The organism is Paraburkholderia sp. Ac-20342, assembly GCF_017104985.1.
In the GTDB taxonomy this organism is placed as follows: domain Bacteria; phylum Pseudomonadota; class Gammaproteobacteria; order Burkholderiales; family Burkholderiaceae; genus Paraburkholderia.
Genome location: NZ_JAAGPQ010000006.1, coordinates 81,530 through 103,399, shown reverse-complemented (window position 1 = coordinate 103,399; position 21,870 = coordinate 81,530). Strand labels below are relative to the sequence as shown.

At 65.3% G+C, this 21,870-nt stretch carries 17 protein-coding genes; 11 read left to right on the top strand and 6 right to left on the bottom strand.

The annotated features are described in order from the left end of the window. Positions 1-79 precede the first annotated feature (79 nt). From G3N58_RS04135 to G3N58_RS04125, 3 genes are all read left to right on the top strand, one after another. Positions 80-2,116 (top strand): hydantoinase/oxoprolinase family protein, encoded by a 2,037-nt coding sequence (locus G3N58_RS04135; protein ID WP_205998519.1) that lies wholly within the window; start codon positions 80-82, stop codon positions 2,114-2,116. An 11-nt stretch (positions 2,117-2,127) separates the two neighbouring features. Further along, positions 2,128-3,792 carry a hydantoinase B/oxoprolinase family protein gene (locus G3N58_RS04130; RefSeq protein WP_205987971.1) on the top strand — a complete coding sequence of 555 codons (1,665 nt, stop codon included), beginning with the start codon at positions 2,128-2,130 and terminating at the stop codon, positions 3,790-3,792. A gap of 167 nt (positions 3,793-3,959) precedes the next feature. Further along, positions 3,960-5,186, top strand: coding sequence for an aspartate aminotransferase family protein (locus G3N58_RS04125; protein WP_205998518.1), 1,227 nt, complete (start codon positions 3,960-3,962; stop codon positions 5,184-5,186). Positions 5,187-5,321: 135 nt separating this feature from the next. On the opposite strand, the gene G3N58_RS04120 is transcribed toward G3N58_RS04125, so the two are convergent. From G3N58_RS04120 to G3N58_RS04105, 4 genes are all read right to left on the bottom strand, one after another. After that, complete coding sequence (locus tag G3N58_RS04120; RefSeq protein ID WP_205998517.1) at positions 5,322-6,275, bottom strand: PDR/VanB family oxidoreductase; 954 nt, start codon at positions 6,273-6,275, stop codon at positions 5,322-5,324. A 64-nt stretch (positions 6,276-6,339) separates the two neighbouring features. After that, positions 6,340-7,365, bottom strand: a complete 1,026-nt coding sequence (locus G3N58_RS04115) for an aromatic ring-hydroxylating dioxygenase subunit alpha (RefSeq protein ID WP_205998516.1) — start codon at positions 7,363-7,365, stop codon at positions 6,340-6,342. An 84-nt stretch (positions 7,366-7,449) separates the two neighbouring features. Continuing rightward, positions 7,450-8,220, bottom strand: coding sequence for a GntR family transcriptional regulator (locus G3N58_RS04110; protein WP_167283298.1), 771 nt, complete (start codon positions 8,218-8,220; stop codon positions 7,450-7,452). Between the two features lie 253 nt (positions 8,221-8,473). After that, positions 8,474-9,436: a LysR family transcriptional regulator gene (locus G3N58_RS04105; protein WP_167044316.1), complete on the bottom strand. Its 963-nt coding sequence runs from the start codon at positions 9,434-9,436 to the stop codon at positions 8,474-8,476. An 88-nt stretch (positions 9,437-9,524) separates the two neighbouring features. Here G3N58_RS04105 and ilvD point away from each other — a divergent pair, with 88 nt between their 5' ends. The 8 genes from ilvD (at position 9,525) to G3N58_RS04065 (ending at position 19,485) form a co-directional block, all read left to right on the top strand. Beyond that, entirely contained in the window at positions 9,525-11,240 is a 1,716-nt protein-coding gene (ilvD, locus tag G3N58_RS04100; protein ID WP_205998515.1) for a dihydroxy-acid dehydratase, read from the top strand. A gap of 1 nt (position 11,241) precedes the next feature. After that, complete coding sequence (locus tag G3N58_RS04095; RefSeq protein WP_205987968.1) at positions 11,242-12,624, top strand: MFS transporter; 1,383 nt, start codon at positions 11,242-11,244, stop codon at positions 12,622-12,624. Beyond that, positions 12,614-13,531: a TauD/TfdA family dioxygenase gene (locus G3N58_RS04090; RefSeq protein WP_205998514.1), complete on the top strand. Its 918-nt coding sequence runs from the start codon at positions 12,614-12,616 to the stop codon at positions 13,529-13,531. The genes G3N58_RS04095 and G3N58_RS04090 overlap by 11 nt, the downstream gene beginning before the upstream one ends. Further along, entirely contained in the window at positions 13,532-14,818 is a 1,287-nt protein-coding gene (locus tag G3N58_RS04085) for an aconitase X catalytic domain-containing protein (protein WP_205998513.1), read from the top strand. Beyond that, a complete protein-coding gene (locus G3N58_RS04080; protein WP_205998512.1) occupies positions 14,815-15,276 on the top strand; it encodes a DUF126 domain-containing protein in 462 nt (153 codons plus the stop codon). The genes G3N58_RS04085 and G3N58_RS04080 overlap by 4 nt, the downstream gene beginning before the upstream one ends. A 56-nt stretch (positions 15,277-15,332) precedes the next feature. Then, entirely contained in the window at positions 15,333-16,634 is a 1,302-nt protein-coding gene (locus G3N58_RS04075) for an FAD-dependent oxidoreductase (RefSeq protein ID WP_167044297.1), read from the top strand. Between the two features lie 143 nt (positions 16,635-16,777). Beyond that, positions 16,778-18,175 carry an MFS transporter gene (locus G3N58_RS04070; RefSeq protein ID WP_240162748.1) on the top strand — a complete coding sequence of 466 codons (1,398 nt, stop codon included), beginning with the start codon at positions 16,778-16,780 and terminating at the stop codon, positions 18,173-18,175. 119 nt (positions 18,176-18,294) lie between these two features. Continuing rightward, positions 18,295-19,485, top strand: coding sequence for a porin (locus G3N58_RS04065; protein WP_167044291.1), 1,191 nt, complete (start codon positions 18,295-18,297; stop codon positions 19,483-19,485). 72 nt (positions 19,486-19,557) lie between these two features. On the opposite strand, the gene G3N58_RS04060 is transcribed toward G3N58_RS04065, so the two are convergent. Continuing rightward, positions 19,558-20,754 (bottom strand): sugar transporter, encoded by a 1,197-nt coding sequence (locus G3N58_RS04060; protein ID WP_205998511.1) that lies wholly within the window; start codon positions 20,752-20,754, stop codon positions 19,558-19,560. 120 nt (positions 20,755-20,874) lie between these two features. Next, complete coding sequence (locus G3N58_RS04055; protein ID WP_167044284.1) at positions 20,875-21,693, bottom strand: IclR family transcriptional regulator; 819 nt, start codon at positions 21,691-21,693, stop codon at positions 20,875-20,877. Positions 21,694-21,870 lie beyond the last annotated feature (177 nt).

The following is a 21,870-nucleotide window of genomic DNA, read 5'->3' as shown; positions in this document are numbered from 1 at the left end:
ATATCGGCGAAGCGGGGTCCGCGAGATCGGGCATGCCGTAACGGACATTCATCAAGTCATTCATCCTGGAGTAAACGTAATGACGACTACGGTCGGAATCGATGTGGGGGGTACGTTCACCGATCTCGTGCTCATCGACGACAGCACGGGCGACGTGCGGCTCGCCAAGGTGCCGAGCACGCTGGACAATCAGGCGCGTGGCGTATTGCAGGCGCTCGAACAGACCGGTGTCGCGCTCGACACCATCAGCAGCATCGTGCACGGCACGACCACGACGACCAATGCGGTACTGGAGCGCAAGCTGGCGAAAGTCGGCCTGATTACGACGCGCGGCTTTCGCGACGTGCTCGAACTCGGGCGCCGCACGCGCCCGACCGCATACGGTCTGCGCGGCAACTTCGTGCCGCTCGTCGCGCGTAACCTGCGTGTCGAAGTCGACGAACGCTGCGATGCATCGGGCAACGTGGTGACGCCGCTCGACGAGCGGCAGTTTATCGAGGCCATGAATCGACTCGTCGAGCAGGGCGCCGAGTCGCTGCTGATCCACTTTCTGCATGCCTATTCGAATCCCGGGCATGAACAGCGCGCGCTCGAACTGGCCGCCGAGCATTGGCCCAACGAATATGTAACGGCGGCCCATCAGATCACGGCGGAGTTTCGCGAGTACGAGCGAGGTACGGCGGGCGCGGTCAACGCCTCGGTTCAGCCGATTCTCGACCACTATGTGCGGCGGCTTCAGGACGAATTGCAGAACGCGGGCTTCGGCACCGATCTGCTCGTGATGCAAGGCAACGGCGGCACGGTGCCGGCCCGCGCGGTAAGCCGCACGGCCGTCAACACGGTGATGTCCGGCCCCGCATCCGGCGTGATGGCCGCCGCGCACGTGTCGCGCGTGTGCGGCTTTCCGAACCTGATTACTTACGACATGGGCGGCACTTCGTCCGACGTGGCGTTGATCGAAGGGGGCGTGCCGAAAGTCTCGAGCGAACTCGAACTCGAATATGCGATGCCGATCCATGTGCCGATGGTCGACGTGCATACGGTCGGCGCGGGCGGCGGCTCGATTGCGCGCGTGAACGCGGGCGGCATCCTCAAGGTCGGGCCGGAAAGCGCGGGCTCGATGCCGGGCCCGATCTGCTATGGACGGGGCGGCACGTTGCCGACCATCACCGACGCCAATCTCGTTCTCGGCCGTCTGAATCCCGACAAGCTGCTGAGCGTCGACAACAAGGTGTCGATGGATTTCGTCGCCGACTGTATTCGCAAGGAAGTCGCGGAGCCGCTCGGTCTGAGCGTGCATGACGCGGCGGCGGCGATCCTGCGCGTCGGCAATCAGAATATGGCGAATGCGATCCGGCTCGTCAGTCTCGCGCGCGGTTACGATCCGCGCGATTTCGCGCTGTTCGGTTTCGGCGGCGCGGGGCCGCTGCATTCGACGGCGCTTGCGCGCGAGCTCGGCATCCCGACCGTGCTGATTCCCGTGCGACCGGGTTTGACCAATGCGCTCGGCTGCCTCGTCGCCGATGTGCGTCACGATCTGGTGCAGTCGTTCAACAAGCCGCTGGGTCTCATCGACGACGCCGACCTCGAAGCCAGCCTCGCGCACCAGACCGCGGAAGGGCGCCAGCGCATCGAGAAAAGCGGCATCGCCGTGTTCGACATCGAGTTGCGCTACACGGCGGAAATGCAGTTCCAGGGGCAAAGCCATCTGCTGGTCGTCGACATTCTCCGCGAGCAGGCGACGCGCGCCGCGCTGGCCGAAGCGTTCGAGAAAGCGTACTGGCAGCGCTTCAAGGTCAAGCTGTCCGAACTGCGGCCGGTACTGGTATCGCTAAACACCAGCATCGTCGCGAAGCGCTACGTGCCGGACCTCGGCACGCTCGCGAAAGCCGAGCCCGTAGCGTCGCTTGCCGATGCGCGAGTCGGCATCCGGCCGGTGTGGTTCGAGCAGGGCGGCTGGCACGACACACCGGTCTTTCGCCGCGAACGCCTGCCCGAATGCGAATTCGCGGGCCCCGCAATCGTCGAGCAGCTCGATTCGACCACCGTGCTCGAACCGGGCAATACCGCGAAACTCGATAGCGCGGGCAATCTCATCGTGAAAGTTGCTGGATAAAAGAGGCTCTTATGAAGACCATCGATTCGGTCACCCTCAGCGTTATTCAAAGCGGGTTGCAGCAGGTCTGCAACGAAATGGATCTGGCGTTCTGCCGCGCCGCGTTTTCGCCGGTGATTTCGGAGTCGCAGGACCGTTCGAACGGCATTTACGATCGCGAGACGGGGCGCCTGATTGCACAAGGCGATTACGGCCTGCCGATTTTCGTCGGCACGATGCAGTTCTCGACGCAGGAAGTGATCCGGCGTGCGAAGGAGATTCGCGAAGGCGACATCTTCGTCATCAACGATCCGTATATGGGCGGCACGCACCTGATGGACGTGCGTTTCACAATGCCGTTCTTCTATCGTGGCGAACTGTTTGCGTGGCTCGCGAATACCGGCCACTGGCCCGACATCGGCGGCATGGTGCCGGGAGGCTTTTCCGCGCACGCGACGGAGATCGAGCAGGAAGGCCTGCGCTTGCCGCCCGTCAAACTCTTCAAGGAAGGTCAGCTCGATGAGGAGCTGCTGTCGATCATCATGTCGAACATCCGCATTGCCGAGCAGCGGATCGGCGACATCAAGGCCCAGGCCGCGGCGCTGACGATCGGCGCGGAACGTCTGACGCAAATGCTCGATCGTTACGGCAAGGACACGATAGAAGCGGCGATCGCGGCGCTCAACGATCGCTCCGAGGCACAGATGCGCGATTGCATCCGGCAGATTCCGGACGGCGAATATCGCGGCCGCTCGTATCTCGATTCGGACGGCGTGGTCGACGAGCCGCTCGTCATCGATCTCACGGTCACCAAACGGGGCGACTCGCTGACGTTCGATCTGTCGCAATCGAGTCCGCCGTGCCAGGGGCCGATGAACAGCGTGCTGGCGACCACCAAGGCATCGGTGTACCTCGCGATGAAGCACATCTTTCCGGACGTGCCGATCAACGCGGGAACGTTCGCGCCGATCGAGGTGCTCGATCCGGTCGGCACGTTTCTCGACGCGCAATATCCACGCCCGGTATCCGGCTGCGCGGCCGAAGTGAGCCAGCGCATCGCCGAGGCCGTGTTTCATGCGCTGGTCGATGCGCTGCCCGATCTGCTGTTCGCGGCGCCGGCCGGCACGACGGCGAATCTCGCGATTGGCGGCCACGATCCCGAACGCAACCGCTCGTACGTGATGTATGCGATTTCGGGCGGCGGCTATGGCGGCTATTCAGGCGGCGACGGATTGACGAACGGCTGCTCGACCATCGGCATTTCGAAGTCGCAGCCCGTGGAAATTCTGGAGCAGAATTATCCGATACTGTTCGAGCAATATGCGATTCATGAAGGATCGGGCGGCGCGGGCACGTATCGCGGCGGCATGGGGATTCATTTCCGCCTGCGTCTGCTGCGCGGCACGGCGAAGGCGTCGATGGTGATGGACCACGGCCGGTTCGGGCCGCCGGGCGCGCGCGGCGGCAAGGACGGCGGCAAGACGCGCATCGTCATCTATCGCGACGGCGAGCCGTATGAGCCGCCTCACGTCAGCAAGGATCAGGGCATCGTGCTGAAGGCGGGCGATATCGTCGAGGTGTTCACGCCGGGCGGCGGCGGCTTCGGCAATCCCGGCGAGCGCGCGCGCGATGCGCTCGAGGCCGATATCGAACTCGGCTATTACACGCGCGAACTGGCCGAAGCGCTGTTTTCGTAACCCGGAGCGCGGCGCACAGCAGGTCGCGCGCGTCGCATTTTCTTCTTACGTCACGCAATCAGATCCATCAAATCATGACATATCCAGCCGATTCGTCCGCATCACGCGCCCTGTTCGAACGGGCACAACGTTCTCTGCCGGGCGGCAATACCCGCACGACGGTTTTCATGAAGCCGCATCCCGTGTATGCCGTGCGCGGCGAGGGGTGTCGCGTGTGGGATGCAGACGGTGTTGTCCGCATCGACTGCATCAACAATTTCACGTCGCAGATTCACGGCTATGGACATCCCGCGATCAAGGCGGCGATACAGGAGCAGCTCGAACTCGGCACTGCATTCGGCATGCCGACCGAATCGGAGATCGAACTGGCCGAGTTGCTCTGCGAGCGCATTGCATCAGTCGAAACCGTGCGGTTCATGAATTCGGGCACGGAAGCGGTGATGAATGCGCTCAAGGCGGCGCGCGCCTACACGGGCCGCGCAAAGATCGCCAAGGTGGAAGGTGCTTACCATGGCTCTTACGATTACTCGGAAGTCAGCCTCGATCCGACGCCGGAAAACTGGGGCGGCGTGCAGCCCGCTTCGGTCGCGTACGCCGCGGGAACGCCGCGCGGTGTGACCAATGACGTGATCGTCCTGCCGTTCAACGATCCCGAAGGGGCGCGACGTCTGATCGAACAGCATGGCGACGAACTCGCGTGCGTGCTGGTCGACCCGATGCCTAATCGCGCGGGTCTCGTTCCCGCAACGAGCGACTATATTCGCGCGCTGCGCGAGGCGAGCACCAAGGTCGGCGCACTGCTGGTTTTCGACGAAGTGATTACGTTGCGCATCGGCTATCACGGCGCGCAACCGTTCTGGAACGTCGAGGCGGATCTGACGGCGATGGGCAAGGTCATCGGCGGCGGGTTTCCGGTCGGCGCGGTGGGCGGAAGGCGCGACGTCATGGACGTGTTCAGCCCGCTGCGCGGCAAGCCGGCGTTGCCGCACGGGGGCACGTTCTCGGCGAATCCGATGACGATGCGCGCGGGCCTTGCGGCGATGAAGCTGCTCGATCGGGAAGCGTTCGCCCGTCTCGACGCGATCGGCGATGCGGTGCGGGATGGGATGCGGGCTTCGTTGCGCCGGCATGGCGTACCGGGGAGTGTTGTCGGGTGCGGTTCGCTGCTGAAGGTGCATTTGACCGAACGGGAAGTCTCCGACTATCGCAGCGCGCTTCCCGACACGACCGAGGCTCAGCGGTTGAATGCTTTCAATCTCTCGCTGTTGAACCGTGGCGTCATGGCCGCGAGTTATGGCCTGATGGCGCTGTCCACACCGATGACGGACAGTGACGTTGCCGAAATCGTCGCGGCCATGGACGGTGCGGTTCAGGATGTGGCAAGCCTGATGTAAGCACGGTTCCACGTAGGGCGAAGACGGTGGCGGGCGGATCGGCAGGATTCGCCCGAAGCGTCGGTGCTAACACGTAAGATCGCAACGAACTCCTTAATAACACTAACGGCAGAAATTTCCTCTGCCGCACCGAACTCAGAGATCGATAACCAGCACCGGCGTTTTCGAGCGCGAACAACACGGCAAAAACTGGTCGTTTGCCGCGCGCTCCTCATCGGTCAGATAGACATCGCGATGATCCGGCTCTCCGGCCAGCACGCGAGTCAGACACGTCCCGCACACACCTTGCTCGCACGATACGGGCACCTCGATGCCGCACGTGCGCAAAGCCTCGACGACGGTCGTGCCCGCGGGAACATCCACCTGCTTGCCGGAACTCGCGAGCGACACCTGGAACGCGGTGTCGCCGTCGCTGCTACCCTCGACCTCCTGCCTCGCGCCGAAGTATTCGCGATGCAGGTTCGCGGCGGGCCAGCCTGCGTTCGTCGCCGCGCCGAGCACTGCGTCGATGAATCCGGCCGGGCCGCATACGTACACATGCGTGTCCTGGTCCGGCTGGGCAAGCATGGCTTGAAGGTCGATCCGTTGCTCGGCCGCGTCGCTATCGAAGTACAGGTGCGAATACTCTTTCAGTCCGGCTTGCGCGAGGCGATCGAGGAATGCCGCGCGCGCGGGCTCGCGTGTGCAGTAGTGCAGTTCGAACGAGCGGCCGGTGTCGAGAAGCTCCATCGCCATGCAGAGAATCGGCGTGATGCCGATGCCGCCGGCCAGCAGAATGGTGTGCTTTGCATGCGCGTCGAGCGGAAAGTGATTGCGCGGCTCGCTGATCTCGAGCGTGGCGCCGGCGGCGTAGGCATGCATCGCGATGGACCCGCCGCGCGAGGCGGGATCGCGCAGCACGCCGATCTGATACACCCCGCGTTCGGCGGGGCTGTTGCACAGCGAATACTGGCGCGTGAAACCGTCGACGTGCACGTCGATATGCGCGCCGGCCGAGAACGGCGGCAGCGGCTCGCTATCGGCGGACGACAGTTCGAACAGGCAGATGTCGGTGGCGAGGGGCAGCTTGCGTGTAATGATGGCTTTCATGGCGCTTCGAATAACGGTGAGGCGTTCACGGCGGCCGTGCGGCCGCCTCGCTCGCAACCTCGAGTTAGCATTCCTGCTGCAGGATTCGATCCAGCACACGGCGCGACTGCACGCCGCCTGCATCGATGTTGAGCTTCATGATCGGCCGCTCCGGCCAGCGCGACAGGTTGCGCTGCTGCGCCTCGAGAATTTCGAGGTCTTCCGAGAAGATGCGGCCCTGGCCCGTGCGGATCGTCTCGGTCAGTGCCGTGTCGTTGACGGCGAAATTGCGCGCCATGCCCCAGAAATACCAGATCGACGTTTCGGTTTCCGGCGTGATGAAGTCGACCACGATGCTCGACACCTTGTGCTCGGAGTTCGCGTCATAACCGCCGTGGCCGGCATGCGCGACGCCGACTTCGATCATCACGTGGCTCGGCGGCGTGAAGTGGCAGATCTGCCAGCGATCGCACGGCACGTCGTCGGCGAGGCCGTTGCCGCGCAGCGCGGCGGCCCAGAACGGCGGCGGCGCGATGTTCTCCATGAAGCGGCTTGTCGTGACGGTGTCGCCGTCGACCTTCGTGGCGGGCGGGGCTTCCTCGATCTCAGGCTGGCCGATGCTCGTCGCGTGCACGTAGGTTTCGTGCGTCAGGTCCATCAGGTTGTCGATCATCAGGCGGTAATCGCAGTCGATGTGATAGAGCCCGCCGCCATAAGCCCACGCGGGATTCTCCGCCCAGTCGAGATGATGGATCGTCGCGGGGTCCGCCTTGCCGGCGTCGCCGGGCCAGACCCAGATAAAGCCGTATCGTTCGACGGTCGGGAACACGCGCACCGACGGAATGCCGCCGACACGCTGACACGGCATGCTCACGCACTTGCCGTTCGCGCCCATGGTGAGACCGTGGTAGCCGCACACGAGCAGGCCGTCGCGCACGCTGCCGAGCGACAGCGGCGCGCCGCGGTGCGGGCAGAAATCTTCGAGCGCGGCCACGGAGCCGTCCGCCGTGCGATAGAACACCATGCGCTCGCCGCAAATCTGCCGGCCGAGCGGCTTGCCGTCGATTTCATCGGGCGTGCAGGCAACGTACCACGCGTTTTTGGGAAACATGTTCTCTCCTCCATGGCGCATCGCGGCGCCCTGTGTCTATGGGATAGGTCAGGCGGTGGGGTGACCGCGTGCGCGGTCCGGGATCTAGCGTGTGCCGCGGCGGATCAGATTCCCGCCGATCAGGCGCGATAACGCGCGCTGGTTTTCGAGCACGCGGTTCAGGTTCTGGTGCGCGATTCGCGCGTGCTCGCGCATCAACGCTTCGGCGCGCGCGCCTTCGCGATTCTCGATTGCCGAGAGCACGGCGCGATGCTGGGCCTGGGCGACGACCAGCGTTTCGCGCGCGCGCGGGTCCAGCGACTGCACGACGACGAAAGCGCTCGCCGATGCGAACGGCAAGGTCGACGCTTTTTCGATCTGGCGCTGCACGACCTGACTGCCCGACGCGCTGGCGAGGAGCCGATGGAAGTTCGCGTTCGCTTCCACGTAGCGCGAAAAGGTTTCTTCGGAAAGTTCGCCGACCAGCAAGGCGTCGATTTCGTCGACGCAATCGTTGAGGTCGCGAAACATCGTATGCGAGATGCCGCGCTCGGCCGCGAGCCTGGCCGCGAGTCCTTCGAGCGTGCCGCGCAGTTCGATCGAATCGCGGATTTCGTATTCGCTGAACGAGCGTACCGCAAAGCCGCCGGACGGGATCGGCTCGACCAGACCTTCTTCCTGCAACCGGATCAGCCCGGCCCGCACGGGCGTGCGCGACACGCCGAGGCGCTCGACGACCCAGAGTTCGGAGATGCGTTCTCCCGGGCTCAGGTCGCCGCCGAGAATCAGTTCTCTCAAGCCGAGAAGGGCGCGCACGGTTTGCGATGCCGAGGCGGCGGATTTGCTGTCGACGGTGGAATTTTCGATGTCGGGCATGGCATGTCCGGAAGGGTTGCGCGGGCGGGCCGATTCAGGAAATGGCTCGGCTGCCTCGCTCGATGGATACAGAGTGTATACATCGAGGCGCTATTTTCAAGACATAGCAGGAGGAATTACGGGTAAACCACGAGATTTTGTGAGCGACAAAACATAAATTGTGTACAACATAAGACTATTAAAGATCGCGCATCGTATTTCCACGCGGCTCGAAAGACGATCGCGCGAGCCGCGCTGCGCCAGCCGGCGCGCGCTATAGCCCCGCGCTCAGGTGCATCCGTTTCGTATTCGGCAGCGGTTCGTGCTGCATCGGTCCCTTGATGAGTTCGCTCATCGCGTTGCGGGCCCAGCGGTTGGCCGGCTCGTGATGAAAGCGCGGATGCCAGTACAGATAGAGGTCGTACTTGGGCGCGGGGAACGGCAGCGGCAACAGCTTGACGTTCACGAACTCCGCGAAACGCCGACCGACCGCCTGAGGGACGGCCGCGATCATGTCCGACCCGGCCACGATGAACGGCACGCCGATGAAGCGCGGCACGCTGAAGCGCACGTTGATGCGAATGCCGAGGCGTTCGTGAGCGCGTTCGAGCACGTCCTGCTCGCGGCCCTCGGGATGGACGATCACGTGCGCGGCGTTGCGGTATTGATCGAGCGATAGCGTGTCGCCAATCTCGGGGTGATCGTCGCGGGCGATGCACACGTAGGAGTGCCGGTACAGCGCCTTGCGCTTGAGCGCCTCGCTCTTGAGCCCCGGGAAGTAGCCGATCGCGAGATCGACTTCGCCGCTCGCGAGGCCTTCCTCGAGCTCCGGCATGCTGAGCGCGACGGTCTTGATGCTCACGTGCGGCGCGGTTCTGGCGAGAAAGCTTTGCAGACGCGGCAGAAACACCATCTCGCCGATATCGGACATGCACAGCACGAAATTGCGCGACGACTCCGCGGGCCGGAATTCAGGGGCCGGAAGAATCTCGGTCTGCACGAGATCGAGCAGCCGCGCCACCGGATCGCCGAGCGCCTGCGCGCGGGGCGTGGGTTCCATGCCGCGCCCGGTACGCACGAAGAGCGGGTCCCCGAACAGTTCGCGCAGTTTCGACAACGCATAGCTCATTGCCGGCTGGCTCAAGCCGATGCTCACACCGGCCTGCGTCACATGGCGCTTCTTCAGCAGCGCATCGAACACCTTCAGCAGATTCAGATCGACCTGACGAATATCCATAGTTTGGATGATCCCTATCGACGTTACATAATTGACGGATTTTATCGCCGTTTTTAACATCGTTTCCAAACTAAAGGAGTGAGACACCATGTCTGAAGAACAGAAGCCGCAACGCCCGTTGCGCAGCAATTTCCCCCGTGGTTCCTATCTCGGCGCGGTACGCGCCGCCCAGTGGCGCAATCTCGGCATCAGCGAAGAGGACCTCGACAAGCCGAAGATCGCCATCGTCAATTCGTCGTCGGAACTCGCGACGTGCTTCAGCCACCTCGACGGCATTGCCGCGCAGCTGAAAGAGGCGATTCGCGCGGCGGGGGCCTTGCCGTTCGAAATCCGCACGGCCGCGCCGAGCGACTTCATTACCGGTGCCGGCGCGCGCGGCGCATACATGCTGGCTGCCCGCGACCTCGTCACGAACGACATCGAAGTGGCCGTAGAAGGCGCGCAACTCGACGGCATGGTGTGCCTCGCCTCGTGCGACAAAACAGTGCCGGGTCAGTTGATGGCCGCCGCGCGGCTGAGCATACCGACCATCGTCGTTGCGTGCGGCTATCAGCCGAGCGGCGAATATCGGGGCGAGCACGTCGATATCGAAGACGTGTTCGTCGGCGCGATGCACACGCTGACCGGCAAGCTTCCGGTCGAGGACCTCATCGGCATGAGCCAGAACGCGATTCGCGGCCCCGGCGTGTGCTCGGGACTCGGCACCGCGAATTCGATGCATATGGTGAGCGAGGCGCTCGGTATGTCGCTGCCGGGCAGCACGCCGGTGGCCGCCAACAGCGAAAAGATGTTCGCCTTCGTGCGCGAAGCCGGCGCGCGCATCGTCGAGATGGTGCGCGACGACCTGAAGCCGCGCGATATCCTCACGCGCGGCGCGTTCGCGAACGCGGTGAAGACGGTGTTGGCCGTCGGCGGTTCGATCAACACGGTGAAACATATGCAGGCGGTCGCGGCCGAAGGCGGGATCGACGTCGACGTGTATGCGCTGTTCGAGGAATTTGCCGCCCAGATTCCGGTGCTGACCGGCGTGCGTCCGGTCGGCTCGCACACGATCGAGCAACTGGAAGCGGCCGGCGGCGGTCGCGGCGTGATGAAGCGGCTCGAAGCATGGCTCGACACCGGAGCCTTGACCGTGACGGGGCGCACGGTCAAGGACAACCTGCAGGATGTCTGGATTGCCGACGACGAAGTGATTCGCACGCCTGAGCGCGCGTTCGCCAATCATCCGGCCATCGTGCTCGTGCGCGGCAATCTCGCGCCGCAGGCCGGCATCGTCAAATTCGGCATTTCGCCGGACAAGCAGCGTACGTTCACAGGCAAGGCACTGTGCTACTCGACTTCCGACGACGCGATTGCGGCGATCAAGGACGGCCGCATCCAGCCGGGCAACGTCGTCGTGATGCGCGGCGCGGGCGTGTGCGGCGGCCCGGCGATGGGCGGCGGCGCTTCGCGCGTCGTCTTCGCGATCGATGGCGCGGGTTTGTCCGAGCAGGTCGCCATGCTGACCGACGGACACCTGTCCGGTCTCGTCTGCAAGGGGCTGGTGGTGGCCGAGGTCTCGCCGGAAGCGGCGACCGGCGGGCCGCTCGCGCTCGTGGAGGACGGCGACACGGTCGAGATCGACCTCGAGCGGCGCGTTTGCAATCTGCAGGTGGACGAAGCCGAAGTGGCGCGCCGCCGCGCCGCGTGGCAGCGCCCCGCGCCCGTCAACGACACCGGCTGGCTGAAGATCTATCGCGCGACGGTCGGAACGATGCCGCAAGGCGCGGTGCTCGGCGCGGACCGGCCGGCGCGGGAGCGTTGAGATGGGCGCCGAAACCGTAATCGACATCGGCACGGTCATCGAGCGGCAGCAGACCCATCGCTTCGGGGTACTGCTGATCGTCGCGATGGGCGTGATGATGATGACCGAGGGCTACGACCTCGCCGCGATGGCGTTCGCGGCGCCGGCGCTCAGCCGCGCGTGGCATCTCGGGCACGGCGTGCTCGGCCCGGTGTTCGGCGCGTTCGTGTTCGGCACGATGATCGGCGCGTTCGCACTCGGCTATCTCGGCGACGTGATCGGCCGCAAGCGCACGATCATCATCGGCAGCGTCGTGCTCGCGGTGTTCACGCTTGCGGCGTCGCACGCGACGGGGCTCGAACAGTTGCTCGTGCTGCGCTTTCTCGCAGGCATCGGCATCGGCGGCGTCGTGCCGAACGCGATCGCGTACACCACCGAGTTCGCGCCGAAGCGCTGGCGCGCGACGTGGGTCACGCTGATGTACACCGGCTACACGATCGGCAGCAGCGTCGGTGGTCTCGTATCCGCGTGGCTCGTGCCGAAGTTCGGCTGGCAGGTGGTGTTCGTGATCGGCGGCATCGCGCCGCTCGTGACGAGCGCGATGCTGTGGTTTGCGGTGCCGGAGTCGATCCGCTTCCTGACGCTGAAGGGCCGGCATGCCGAAGTCGCGCGAATCGTTGCGCGGATCGCGCCGGGTTTCGTCGTCGAGCCGCAAGCGCGCTTCGCGACCGGCAGCGGTTCGCAGGGTGACGCGCATGGCGATGCCCGCGACGGCTCGCTGCGACTCCTGTTCGCGGGCCGGTTGCGTGCGCTGACGCCGGTGCTGTGGGCCGTGTACATCGCCAACTCGATGGCGCTGTTTTTCCTTAGCAGCTGGCTGCCGGTGCTGATCGAAAGCGTCGGCCTGGCGCCGCAACAGGCGGCTCTCGTGTCGGCGATGTTCCAGCTCGGCGGCACGCTGGGCGGTCTCGCGCTGATGCGCTTCGTCGACACGCGCGGCGCGATCATCATCACCGTGCTGCCTCTGGTCGGTACGCCGCTCGTCGCGCTGCTCGGCACCGGCTTGCCGGGGCCGATGCTCGTCGCGGCCGTGTTTCTCACGGGCTTCACGGTGGTCGGCACGCAGTTCGGCCTGAACGCCGTTGCCGCGCTCGTCTATCCGACCGCGCTGCGCGCGAAAGGCACCGGCTCGGCGGTCGGCATCCAGAAGATCGGCGCCATCGCGGGGCCAGTGATCGGCGGCATGTTGATGGCCGCGCATCTGCCCGTCGAGCAACTGTTCTTCTTCGGCGCGGCGCCGGTCGCGCTCGTCGCGGTACTCGCCTTCGTCCTCGGCCGCCTGCATCGTCGTCGCGACGACGCCGCGTCGGACAACACTCAATCAGGAGCAGCCCATGTCGCTTGAAGTCGTTCCCATCGACGCCGCGCGTCCGGATTTCGCCGGTCTCGCGCGAGGCGTCGATCTCGCCGGGCCGATCGCCGAAGACGTCGCCTGCGCGATCGACGCGGCCATGAACCACTACGCGGTGCTCGTGTTCCGCGGGCAGCCGCTCACGCAGGAACAGCAGCTGGCGTTCGCGGGCGCGCTCGGGCCGCTCGATCTCGGCTTCAAGCGCGTGGCCCGTCCGCATGCGCGGCTCGCCTACCAGGAACTGGCCGACATCTCGAACATCGACGAGTCCGGACAGGTTGCGGACCGCGCGCATCGGCGCATCGTCGGCAATCTCGCGAACCAGCTGTGGCATAGCGACAGTTCGTTCCAGCAGCCGGCCGCGCGCTATTCGATGCTGCATGCGGTCGTGGTGCCCGAGTGGGGCGGCGAGACCGAATACGCGGACATGCGTGCCGCGTGGGATGCGCTCGATCCGCGCGACCAGCGGGACCTCGATGGGCTCGAAGCGGAGCACTACGCGCTGTATTCGCGCTTCCTGCTCGGCGATACCGAGTACACCGAAGAACAGCGCAACGCGCTGCCGCCGGTGCGCTGGCCGATCGTTCGCGAGCACGCGGGGTCGGGCCGCCGGCATCTGTTTATCGGCGCGCATACGACGCATATCGTCGATCGCACGATCGCCGAAGGACGCATGTTGCTGGCGGACCTGCTCGAACATGCGACCGCGCGCCGCTTCGTGTACGCGCATCAGTGGCAGCCCGGCGACCTCGTGATCTGGGACAACCGCTGCACGCTGCATCGAGGCCGCCGCTACGACCTGTCGGTGCGCCGCGAACTGCGGCGCGCGACGACGATCGACGTGGATCGCCACGCCGGGCCGAACACGGCTCAACCCGAACCTGCACACGGAGCGCGGTAAATGAAGCTGAACGACGACGAACAGGCGATGCTCGATGGCCGCGACGGCCCTGCCGTGCAGCGCGCGATGGATCTGCTCGTGCGCTATGGCGAAGCGCTCGGTGCGCCACGGCTGGTGGACACCAACAACGTATGCGGCACGGTCGGCGCGACGATGCCGTTCCTGCGCGATTACGCGGCGCAGCACGGCGGCCTCGACGCGGTGTTTTCCGAATTCAATCTCGACAGCCCGGATGTCGTCGAGGTGCCGAAGGCGAAGGTGTTCAGCAGCCATTTGCAGCAGGGGCTCGACCCGGAGCATGCGCAGCGCCAGGGGATCGACAGCCAGATTGTCAAGCTCTATCGCCAGGGCGAAGCCTACACGGGGCGCCTCGGCATCCAGCCGCTCAATACCTGCGCGCCGTATCTGGCCGGCAACGTGCCGGTGCGCGGCGAGCATTGCGCGTGGATGGAGTCGTCGGCGGTGATCTACATCAACGCGGTGCTCGGCGCGCGCACGAACGCGGAAGGACGCGAGAGCACGGGCGCCGCGATGCTGACCGGCAAGATTCCTTACTGGGGTCTGCATCTCGACGAGAACCGCGGCGGCACGCATCTGATCGAGCTCGATATCGAGGTGAAGACGGTGCAGGACTGGGGGCTGCTCGGCTACTACGTCGGCGAAGTCGTGCAGGACCGCATTCCGGTGATCGACGGGCTGCGCGACGTGCCGAACCTGCCGAAGCTCAAGCACTTCGGCGCGGCGGCGGCATCGTCCGGCGGTGTCGAGATGTATCACATCGTCGGCCAGACGCCGGAGGCGCGCACGCGCGACGAAGCGTTCCGCGGCCGCCGGCCGGTCGAGACGATCCGCTATGGCGCGGCCGAGCGGCGCCTCGCATACGAACGCGTGAACACCACCGCGAAGGATGCGCAGGTCGATTTCGTGATGCTTGGCTGTCCGCACTATTCGATCGAGCAGATCTGGGAAGTGTGCCAACTGCTGGAAGGCCGGCGCATCGGCGCGAACACCGAGCTATGGATCTTCACCGCGCGCGCGACACGGCAACTCGCCGACCAGGCCGGCTACACGAAGCTGATCGAGAACGCGGGCGGCGTGCTGATGACCGATACGTGTTCGGCGATCGGCCGCGTGATGCCCAAGGGCACGCGCGTCGTCGCGCTCGACTCGGCGAAGCAGGCGCATTATCTGCCCGCGATCATGGGCGTACAGGCATGGTTCGGCACCACGGCCGACTGCATCGAGGCCGCAGTGACGGGCCGCTGGCAAGGAGGGCTTACCGCATGAACGCGAAGAACGACGACACGACGACGGGCGCAGCGGACGCGGCCATCGTGCTGCATGGCCGCAAGGTGGTCGGCGGCTGTATCGAAGGCGAGGCGCTGGTGACGCGCGACCGCATCTCCGGCTGGGGCGGCATCGACCCGCGCACCGGCACGATCATCGAGACGCGCCACGAACTGCGCGGACAGAGCTTCGCGAACAAGGTGCTCGTGTTTCCGGGCGCGAAGGGTTCGTCGGGCTGGTCGAGCCAGTTCCATATCGCACGGATCGCCGGCACCGCACCGGCGGCGATGCTGTTCAACGAAATGACCACGAAGATCGCGCTCGGCGCGGTGGTCAGCCATGCGCCCTCGCTGACCGATTTCGACATCGATCCGCTCGACGTGATCGAAACGGGCGACTGGGTCCGCGTCGATGCCGACCGCGGTGTCGTCGAAGTGCTGAAGCGCGGTCGCGCCTGAGCTTGTCGCGCGGGACATCCGCGCGCACCTGACATTGTTTTAATGGAGAAAATGTTGTGAAGACTGGTACTCGTATCGTCCGCCGCAGCGGGCAATCGACGAGCTGGAAACTCGACGCGGACGTGTGCATCGTCGGCGCGGGTATTGCCGGCACCTCGGCCGCACTCGAAGCGGCGGCACTCGGCCGCAAGGTCGTGCTGGTGGACAGCCTGCCCGCGCTCGGCGGCCAGGCGGTCAACTCGATCATCGGCACGTTCTGCGGACTGTTCTCGAACGGACCGAAGCGCTTTCAGGTCACGCACGGCATCGCGGACGGCATCCTGCGCGATCTCGGCGAGAAGGGCGCGCTGCACTATAAGGAAGGACCTCTGACGACCGTCGTGCTGTACGACGAAGTCGCGCTCGCGCGCTGGATCGAACAGAAGATACTCGACGCCGGCATCACCGTCGTGCTCGGCGCGGTACTGCGCGACGTGACGCGCGACGGCCGGCGGGTGAGCGAGCTCGATGTGGCGACGCGCTACGGCGACGTGCGCATCGCGGCGAAAGGCTTCGTTGACGCGAGCGGCGACGCGGCGCTCACGTGGCTCGCCGGCTTCGACTGCCAGGAGCCGGACACGCCGATTCGCGGCACGCAGATGATCGTGCTGGAAAACCTCGACGAAACCGATCTGCCGACCCCGACCGCTTTCCGCGAACGCGTCGAGGCGAAGGCGAACGAGTACGGGCTGGAGCGCAAGGACGGTCTCGTGTTCTATTTCCGCGGCCGCAACATCGGCATTGCCAACATGACGCACATCGAGACGCCGCTCGAACCGATGGCGGCGTCGCACACCGCGCTCGTCGGGCGCGACCAGGCGGACCGCGCGTTCGAGTTCCTGCGCAGCGAGTATCCGCACATCTATCGCAATGCGCACATCCGCAGCTACGGTTTGCCGGGTATCCGGCAGACGCGCTGGATCGTCGGCGAGCAGCAGTTGACCTCGGAAGACGTGATTACCGCGAAGCAGTTTCCCGACGCCGTCGCGCGCACGTCATGGCCGATCGAGCTGCACGATCGCGCGGAAGGCTACGAATGGAAACCGTTCGGCGACGACCATCTGCATACCGTACCGTTCGGCAGTCTCGTCGTGAAGGGCGCGGACAATCTGATCGCGGTCGGCCGCTGTATCGACGCCGACGCGAGCGCGCTGTCGAGCGTGCGCGTGATGGGGCCGTGCATCGCGATGGGCGCGGCGGCCGCGCATGCGTTCGATCTCGCGGACGGCGGCAGCGTTCAGCAGATCGATCGCGGCGCGCTGCGCGAGCGGCTCTCCGACAACGTCGACCGTATCGATCCGCCGCATCTGAAGGACTGACGCACGGCTTGCCCGTATCGCGGGAATCCGACAGAGGTGCGCGACAAGCACCCGTTCCCGCGAGTCCACTCACTGCATGACCGGAACCCCATGACGCGTCGGGCACTGCCCGGCGGTCAATGCGGAACTTCCTGGAGGAGACAATGATTCAAACCTTGCCCGAGGCGCGCACACTTGACGTGTCGCGTCTGATCGACGAACAGAAGGTCGGCTGGTTCGCAGTCCTGCTAATTGCATCGACATGGCTCGTGATGCTGACCGACGGCTACGAACTGAGCGCGCTGGCGTTCGCCGCGCCATCGCTGATCCGCGCATGGCACATCGAGCGCAGCGTGCTCGGGCCGGTGTTTGGCGCGAATATTTTCGGCATCATGATCGGCTCGATCGTGTTCGGCTACGTCGGGGATCGCATCGGCCGCAAGCGCGCGATCCTGTTCGGCGCATGCTGGTACGGCGTCGCCACGCTCGCGACCGTGTGGGCGTCCAGCGTCGACCCGTTGCTGTGGCTGCGCTTCGTGGCGGGCATCGGCATCGGCGGCGCGGTGCCGAACGCGTTCGTGCTCGTCTCGGAGTTCGCACCGAAGCGGCTGCGCGCAACCTGGGTCACGCTGATGTTCACCGGCTACACGCTCGGCGCGGGCTTCGGCGGTGGCGTCGCGGTGTGGCTCGTGCCGCATTACGGCTGGCCGGCGGTATTCGTGGTCGGTGGCGTCGCGCCGCTCGTCGTCGCGGCCCTGCTGTGGTTCGTGATGCCCGAGTCGCTGCGCTACCAGGTGCTGAAGGGCTGGTCTCGCGACGGCATCGCGGCGACCGCCGCGCGCCTCAGGCCGGAACTCGCACTGCCGTCCGACGCGCATTTCGTCGTGACCGACGAGCGCCGCGTCGAGAAATTCTCGCCGCGCATGCTGTTCGCGGGCCGCTTGCGCTACGTGACGACGGCACTGTGGCTCGCGTACATCGCCAACTCGATGGCGCTGTTCTTCCTGCAAAACTGGTTGCCGGTGCTGATCGAGGCGACCGGCGTCGATGCGCATCGCGCCGCGCTGATGACGACATTGTTCTCGGTCGGCGGCACACTCGGCGGTCTCGTGCTGATGCGCTTCATCGACCGGCATGGCGTGCGGCTCGTCACCTGCCTGCCGTTGATCGGCTTTCCGCTCGTCGCGGCGCTCGGCATGGATCTGAAGATGGGCTTGCTGACCGCCGCCGTGTTCGGCGTGGGCTTCTGCGTGGCTGGAACCCAGGCCGGGCTCAACGCGGTCGCGTCGATCGTCTACCCGACCAGCTTCCGCTCGAAAGGCACCGGCACCGCGATCGGCGTGGCGAAGATCGGCTCGATCTCCGGTCCGATGATCGGCGGCATGCTGCTGGCCGGACATCTGCCGGTGCGCGATCTGTTTCATGTCGCAGCGCTGCCGGTCGTAAGTGTCGCGGTGCTGATGTTCGTGCTCGGCCGCATGTACCGGCCCGGCGGTATCGAGGAAGACGTCATGTCCACCGATGCACCGTTGCCGGCTGCCGGCGCCGCGGCGAAACGGTAGGACAGACAGGCGGGATGCGCGGCCGCGCATCGTGGCGGGAGCCGGCACTTTAGCGCGCAAGGCTCCTGCTCATCGGCTTTCATTTGCAGTCCACATCACATTCAAACTGGAGAGAGACAATGAAAACAGCAGTTTGCACTGCTGCGGTCGTTTGCGCCTGCGCAGCGCCGCTGGCGGCTCACGCGCAGAGCTCGGTCACGCTGTACGGCATCATCGATACGGGCATCGCGTGGACGAATTCGGTCGCGTCGTCGATCACGACGCAGGGCGCTTCGCGCTGGTCGATGGCGACAGGGTGGGGCAGCGGCGACCGCTTCGGCTTCGTCGGGCGAGAGGACCTCGGCGGTGGCCTCGCCGCCATATTCCGGCTCGAAGCGGGGTTCAGCGGACTGAACGGCACGTCGTCGCAGGGTGGCCGGCTGTTCGGCCGGCAGGCCTATGTGGGGCTCGCCAGCGAGCGCTACGGCCAGCTCACTTTCGGCCGTCAGTATGACTATACGTTCGACTACGTCGCGCCGCTGCTGTCGTGGCTACAGTTCGGCAGCATCTACGGCGCCCATATCGGCGACGTCGACGATACGTTCCAGACGTTCCGGCTCGACAACACTGTCAAGTACGAAGTCAGCCCGCTCACGGGCCTGAAGATGGGCGCGATCTATGCGTTCAGCAACCAGGCAGCCGGCGCGGATGGCCAGGGCTTCGCCAACAATCGCGCCTACGGGTTCGGCCTCGACTACCAGCGCGGCGCGCTGCATGCGGTCGCGAGCTATCTGCAACTGAACAATCCGTCGGCGGGGCTCGCCTCGGGCAGCAATCCGAACGGGGCGGTCGGCGATGAATATAGCGGCTCGACCAGCATCTTCTACAACGCGGGCTTTGTCGAACGGCAGCGGATTTCGGCGCTCGGGGCCGGCTACACGTTCGGTGCCGCGACGGTCAACGCCGTGGTGACCGATACGCGGCTCGACTATCGAGGCGGTCAGACCATGCGGGTGGACAACTACGAAATCAACGGACGCTACCAGTTCACGCCGGCGCTGATGGCCGGCATCGGCTATATCTTCACCGACGGCCACGGCTATACCGGCACCGGCGCAACGTCCTTCGCGACCGGCGACCGGCCGAAGTGGCACCAGGTCAACGCGGGCATCAGCTATCTGCTGTCCAAGCGCACGGACGTGCATATGTCGCTGGTTTATCAGCACCTCGCCGGCGATGCGAGCACGGTCGCGATCAACTTCTTCGGGCCCGCGGGGGCGGGACGCACCAGTCAGATCGCCGTGCTGGCGGGATTGCGGCACCGGTTCTGATGAACCGCGCGAGGGCCGCTACGCGTTGTAGCGGCCATTCAGGCGTCACCCCAGGCGGCATCTCATCGCACGCTAGACGGCCGGTGGCGCCGCCGTGTTCTTGTCATGCGCGCGCGATGCCAGCCATGCCATGCCGGCGCCGAGTCCGCCCGCAAGGCCGCCAAACGTGCCGATCCACGGCATGCCGAAGCGGTCTGCGATGTGATTGCCGAACAGCGCGCCGGCGCCGATCCCGACGTTGTACAGACCGGAATAGATCGATACGGCAAGGTCCGTCGCTTCCGGCGCCAGCTTGAGCATCCATGCCTGCATCGCGAGCCCGAAGCAGACGATCGCGCCGCCCCAGACCACGATATGTACGGAGAGCGTGACGATATCGAGCGAGCACGGGAACAGGATCAGCAGGCACACGGACAGCGCGACAATCGATGTCAGCAGGAATTGCGCCGGCCGTCGAGGGTAGAGGTGGTTGAAGCAGAGGGCCGCCGGAATGCCGGCGCTGCCGAACAGGATCAGCAGGTAGGTGATCTGGCCTTCGCTCGCATGGCTGACGCTGCGCACGAACGGCTCGATGTAGGTATACGACGTGAAGTGCGCGGACACGACGAGAACCGTAATCGCGTAGAGCGCCACCAGCATCGGCTTGCGCAGCAGCGCGGGCAGGTGCGCGAGCGAGCCCGTTTGATGGCTGGGCAACTCGGGCAGTGTGGCGCGCAATATCGGCAGCGTAATGGCCGACGCGCACGCGAGTGTCAGGAAGGTGATCCGCCAGCCCAGCGCCTGGCCGATCACGCGCCCGATCGGAATGCCGGCCACCATCGCGATCGACGTGCCCATCGCCAGCAGGCTGAGGGCGCGGCTTTTCCGCTCCGGCGGCGCGAGCCGCACGACCAGCGCAACGGAGATCGACCAGAAGGTCGCGTGTGCACAGGCGATGCCGATGCGCCCGATGACGAGCACCGGGAAGTTCCACGCCACGCTCGTCACGAGATGGCTGACGACAAACAGAACGAGTACTCCGCTCAACAGCTTGCGGCGTTCGACGTGGCGGGTGAGCGCGGTCAACGGCAGCGACACCGCTGCGACCGTCCACGCATAGATCGTCATCATCAGCCCGACTTCGGTCGGCCGCATGTGCAGGCTCTCGCCGATGGCGCTCAGCAGCGCGACGGGAACGAATTCCGTGGTGTTGAAGATGAACGCGGTCAGCGTCAGCGCGAGCACGCCTGACCACGAGTGTTCCGGATGAGCAGATGCGTTTGTCGACATGCCTGGATGTGGGAAAGAGGAGTCGTGTCCGGTCTGTGCACCTGCGCCTCGGGTCAGCCGGCGCATGCGCCTTATGAGCCACATGAGGAGCCGCATGCGCCATGCCGCGCTGCAATCGCTTCAATCCCCCGACGACAGCACCGGATGTCCGCCCGCGAGCGACGAGCCCCTCAGCAACAACGTGCCGCCGCCTGACGCCGCGAGTTCGTTGGCGGCGTCGAGCAGCCGCGGCGCCAGCTCGATCATGCGCTGTTCCGTCAGCCGCGACGAAGGTCCCGCGATGCTCACCGTGCCGACCGCTTCCTGCCCCCGGCGGCGAATCGGCGCCGCCATCGCGGCCATGCCGGGCATGAACATGTCGACGGTCATGCTGTAGCCGCGCTTGCGCGACGCCTCGATATGCGCGAGCAGCTCGCGCACGGTTTGCGGCGCGTTCGGTCCGAACTCGTCGCGCGAGCCGAAACCCTGTTTCGACACGAGCTCGATCGCCTTTTCGTCGGCGAGCGTCAGCATCCATGCAAGGCCGGCCGAGGTGCACGACAGCTGCGCGACCATCCCCATTTCCGGGTCGTAGCGCAGGCCCGAGCGCGCGCCTTGCGAGCGCGCCAGCCACGCGATGTGATCGACGTCGATCACGCCGAGGCGCACGAATTCGCCCGAATCCTGCGCGAGCCGGTCGAGGATCGGCTGGGCGATGTCCTGCACGCCCGTATTCGACAGATAGCTGAGGCCGAGCGAGGCGAGCTTCGTCGTCAGCACGTAGTCGCCGTGGTTGCGCACCTGGCGCACATAACCCGCGTCGCAGAGTTCGGTCAGCAGCCGATGCGCGGCGCTGCGCGGCATCCCGAGATCGTCGGCGATCGCCACGAGCGGCAGTCCTTCGAAATGATGCGCGAGATGTTCGAGCACGCTCAGGGTTCGGGTAGTCGGTCCAGCCATCAGTAGCTCACTCTTCCTGTCAGTCATTGCAACCTGGTTGCCAGCCTGGATGGTACCTGGCGCGTCCAGTGTCGTCTATTGGAAATAATTTCCAAAATTCGTAAATATGGAATATAGTTCAAAAAAGCGGCGAGACCCTTGCCCTCATGCCGCCCCAATACAAATCAAATCATGGAG

What these genes read in the sequence shown, in the direction of transcription:
- G3N58_RS04135 (WP_205998519.1), top strand. Translation starts at nt 80, where the DNA reads ATGACGACTACGGTCGGAATCGATGTGGGGGGTACGTTCACCGATCTC.
- G3N58_RS04130 (WP_205987971.1), top strand. Translation starts at nt 2,128, where the DNA reads ATGAAGACCATCGATTCGGTCACCCTCAGCGTTATTCAAAGCGGGTTG.
- G3N58_RS04125 (WP_205998518.1), top strand. Translation starts at nt 3,960, where the DNA reads ATGAAGCCGCATCCCGTGTATGCCGTGCGCGGCGAGGGGTGTCGCGTG.
- G3N58_RS04120 (WP_205998517.1), bottom strand. Translation starts at nt 6,275, where the DNA reads ATGAAAGCCATCATTACACGCAAGCTGCCCCTCGCCACCGACATCTGC.
- G3N58_RS04115 (WP_205998516.1), bottom strand. Translation starts at nt 7,365, where the DNA reads ATGTTTCCCAAAAACGCGTGGTACGTTGCCTGCACGCCCGATGAAATC.
- G3N58_RS04110 (WP_167283298.1), bottom strand. Translation starts at nt 8,220, where the DNA reads ATGCCCGACATCGAAAATTCCACCGTCGACAGCAAATCCGCCGCCTCG.
- G3N58_RS04105 (WP_167044316.1), bottom strand. Translation starts at nt 9,436, where the DNA reads ATGGATATTCGTCAGGTCGATCTGAATCTGCTGAAGGTGTTCGATGCG.
- ilvD (WP_205998515.1), top strand. Translation starts at nt 9,525, where the DNA reads ATGTCTGAAGAACAGAAGCCGCAACGCCCGTTGCGCAGCAATTTCCCC.
- G3N58_RS04095 (WP_205987968.1), top strand. Translation starts at nt 11,242, where the DNA reads ATGGGCGCCGAAACCGTAATCGACATCGGCACGGTCATCGAGCGGCAG.
- G3N58_RS04090 (WP_205998514.1), top strand. Translation starts at nt 12,614, where the DNA reads ATGTCGCTTGAAGTCGTTCCCATCGACGCCGCGCGTCCGGATTTCGCC.
- G3N58_RS04085 (WP_205998513.1), top strand. Translation starts at nt 13,532, where the DNA reads ATGAAGCTGAACGACGACGAACAGGCGATGCTCGATGGCCGCGACGGC.
- G3N58_RS04080 (WP_205998512.1), top strand. Translation starts at nt 14,815, where the DNA reads ATGAACGCGAAGAACGACGACACGACGACGGGCGCAGCGGACGCGGCC.
- G3N58_RS04070 (WP_240162748.1), top strand. Translation starts at nt 16,778, where the DNA reads ATGATTCAAACCTTGCCCGAGGCGCGCACACTTGACGTGTCGCGTCTG.
- G3N58_RS04065 (WP_167044291.1), top strand. Translation starts at nt 18,295, where the DNA reads ATGAAAACAGCAGTTTGCACTGCTGCGGTCGTTTGCGCCTGCGCAGCG.
- G3N58_RS04060 (WP_205998511.1), bottom strand. Translation starts at nt 20,754, where the DNA reads ATGTCGACAAACGCATCTGCTCATCCGGAACACTCGTGGTCAGGCGTG.
- G3N58_RS04055 (WP_167044284.1), bottom strand. Translation starts at nt 21,693, where the DNA reads ATGGCTGGACCGACTACCCGAACCCTGAGCGTGCTCGAACATCTCGCG.